Below are 2,255 nucleotides of genomic sequence, written 5' to 3' on the forward strand. Positions count from 1 at the left end.
CGGCGACTCGGCCGCCACCCGCTCCGGCGGGGCGCCGCCGGTGTGTCCGGCCCGGATCAGCCACGCCTGCCGCGCGAGCTGGGCGTGCTGCGCGCGCACGAACTCCGCGTCCACCGGCTCGCCGTGGCCCGGCACCACCACCGTGGCCGGCGTGGTCAGCCGCAACAGGTCGGCCACCGCGTCCGGCCACCGCAACGGGTACGAATCCTCGAACGCCGGCGGTCCGCTCTGCTCCACCAGGTCCCCGGCCACCAGCACGTCCGCGTCCGGCACGTGCACCACCAGGTCGGCGTCGGTGTGCCCGGGCCCGGGATGGCGCAGCAGCACCCGCCGCCCGCCCACGTCCAGCACCGTCTCCTCGTGCACCGCGTGCGTCGGCGTCGCCAGCTCGGTACGCGCCAGCTCCTCGGCCAGCGCCGGTTGCTCGGCGCGCATCTCCTCGTACGCCGCCCGGCGCAGCGCGTCGGGGCCGTCGCGTAGCACCGCCACCGCCCGGGCGTGCGCGTACACCTCGGTGCCCGGCCCGGCGGCCAGGGTGACGTTGCCGAAGCAGTGGTCGAAGTGGTGGTGGGTGTTGACGATCGTCCACGGGTGCGGGGTCACCGCCCGGGCGGCCGCCGCCAGCTCGCTCGCCTGCCCGGCGGTGGAGAGCGTGTCGACCAGCAGCGCGGCGCCGTCGCCTACCACCAGCACCACGTTGACCCGCAGCAGCGGCTCGTGCAGCAGGTGCACGCCGGCGGCGATCTCCTCGAAGCGGACGGTCATGACGTGCCGGCGGCCCGCTCGACGAAGCGCCGCCGGTCGACGAGCGCCCGCTCGACGCGCCCCTGCGCGGCGACCGTGGGGCCGTCGGTCACGGTCACCTCGAAGACCAGCCGGCGACCGTCGACCTTGACCAGCTCGGCGTGGGCGGACACGGTCCGACCGACCGGGGTGGCCGCGCGGTGCTCCAGCTCGACCCGGACGCCGACGGTGGTGGACCCGGACGGCATCCGGGCCGACAGGGCCGCCACCGTGGCGGCCTCCGCCAGCGCCAGCACCCGGGGGGTACCGAGCACCGGCACGTCCCCGGAGCCCAGCGCCCGCGCGGTGTCGGCGTCGGTCACGGTCAGCTCGACGCGGGCGGTCAGGCCCGGCGCGAACGGCGACTCCGGCTGCTCCTGCATGCGGCCGAGCCTAGTGCAGCGAGGTCCGGGCCGTCCGGTGTCCGGACGCCGTGGCGCCGGCCCTCCGACGGTCGGCGTCGGCCCGCCGGTGGCCCGCCGTTAACCTTGACCGCGATGGCCGTGCTGACAGATCCCCCGCCCCCCGCCCCCGCCGGACCGACCGCGTCCCCCGACGGCGGGCGCCGTCGTGTGATCGCGATGACCGTCTGGGGCATCGCCTTCGTGGCCGCGTGGCTCGCCATCGGCCTGCCCACCGACCCGGCGTACGCGTTCCTGTGGATCTGGGCCGGCACCGTCGCCTGGAACTCGGCCCGGCCGTGGCGCAGCCACCTCCGCTTCGCCCGGGACTGGATCCCGGTCGTGCTGCTGCTCGCCGCGTACAACCTGTCCCGCGGGTTCGCCGACAACGGCGCCACCCCGCACGCGATGGAGCTGATCGTCGCCGACCGCTTCCTGACCGGGTGGGCCACCGGTGGCGAGGTGCCGACCGTCTGGCTCCAGCAGCACCTCTACGACCCCGACCAGGTGCGCTGGTGGGACGTGCTGGTGAGCTGGATCTACTTCTCCCACTTCGTGGCCACGCTCGCCGCGGCCGCCGTGCTGTGGATGCGCAACCGGCGCCGCTGGATCGCGTACATGTCGCGGTGGGGTTTCCTCTGCGCGGCCGGCCTGGTCACCTACTTCGCCTACCCGGCCGCGCCGCCGTGGTGGGCGGCGCAGAACGGGCTGCTCACCGAGGTGGCGCGGATCTCCACCCGGGGGTGGAAGGAGATCGGCATGCACGGCGCGGGCAACCTGCTCAACGCCGGGCAGATCGCCTCGAACCCGGTGGCCGCCATGCCGTCGCTGCACACCGCCTTCGCGCTGTTCGTGGTGCTGTTCTTCCTCCGCTCGGTGCGCAGGCGGTGGTGGCCGCTGATGCTGGCGTACCCGCTGGCCATGACGTTCACCCTGATGTACAGCGGCGAGCACTACCTGATCGACGTGCTGGTCGGCTGGGCGTACGTGGGGATGACCTTCCTGGTCGTCGGCCTGGCCGAGCGCTGGTGGGCGGCGCGGCGGGCCCGCCGCGCCGAGGCCGGCGAGCCG

General features: G+C 75.1%; 3 protein-coding genes. 1 reads left to right on the plus strand and 2 read right to left on the minus strand.

What is annotated here, in order from left to right; translation table 11 throughout:
- Both HUW36_RS31295 and HUW36_RS31300 read right to left on the minus strand, forming a co-directional pair.
- Positions 1 to 765: MBL fold metallo-hydrolase (locus HUW36_RS31295; protein WP_174531372.1), on the minus strand; the 765-nt coding region annotated here is incomplete at its 3' end.
- Entirely contained in the window at positions 762 to 1,166 is a 405-nt protein-coding gene (locus HUW36_RS31300; protein WP_174531373.1) for a thioesterase family protein, read from the minus strand. The genes HUW36_RS31300 and HUW36_RS31295, both read right to left, overlap by 4 nt.
- A 114-nt stretch (positions 1,167 to 1,280) precedes the next feature.
- Here HUW36_RS31300 and HUW36_RS31305 point away from each other — a divergent pair.
- On the plus strand, positions 1,281 to 2,255 hold a 975-nt coding region (locus HUW36_RS31305; protein WP_174531374.1), incomplete at its 3' end, for a phosphatase PAP2 family protein.

It is taken from the genome of Micromonospora maritima (assembly GCF_902825405.1).
In the GTDB taxonomy this organism is placed as follows: Bacteria; Actinomycetota; Actinomycetes; order Mycobacteriales; family Micromonosporaceae; genus Micromonospora; species Micromonospora maritima.